The sequence below is a fragment of the Pseudoalteromonas sp. S4741 genome (assembly GCF_005886135.1).
Classification (GTDB): Bacteria; Pseudomonadota; Gammaproteobacteria; order Enterobacterales; family Alteromonadaceae; genus Pseudoalteromonas; species Pseudoalteromonas tetraodonis.
In genome coordinates this window covers 1-497 of sequence record NZ_PNCN01000238.1, presented here as the reverse complement: position 1 = coordinate 497, position 497 = coordinate 1, and the positions used below count along the sequence as shown (strand labels likewise).

Below are 497 nucleotides of genomic sequence, written 5' to 3'. Positions count from 1 at the left end.
GGTTGTGAACGCGATAAATAATAACTGCGGTTACCATTTGGAATGCAGCCGTAATCGTTAATTAAGTCTATGAAGTTTTGTAGCATGTCTTCTACTACATCACTTTTATCTGCATCAATTAAACCCAGCGCAGTAAAGTAACTATCCCAATAATAAATTTCTTGAAAACGTCCACCAGGTACAATATAGCTGTGCTTTAAAGCGAGTAAAGAATTAGCTTTAGGTGTATCGGCTTCACGTCGAAGGCTGCTCCACAGTGAGTTTATGTAGCCTTTTACACTGGTGGTATTTGCAGTCCCTTTCATGGTTAATAAAGGCGTTGTTATAAAATGCGCATCAACAAAGTCTCTTAATTGAGTTTTATTAAGGGGTGCTATTTGCTCATACTGTTTACAGGCACTTTGCCAATCAACACGCGCGGTTGCATCAGCTCACCTCATGCGCCTGTCCAGAAAAGTACCCGCTGAAAGCGCTACTCGATATGTATTGGCAACGAT

1 protein-coding gene is annotated in these 497 nt (G+C 40.8%); it reads right to left on the bottom strand.

The annotated features are described in order from the left end of the window. The coding region (locus CWC30_RS17985; protein ID WP_249929907.1) for a trehalase family glycosidase at positions 1-305 on the bottom strand (305 nt) is incomplete at its 3' end. Positions 306-497 lie beyond the last annotated feature (192 nt).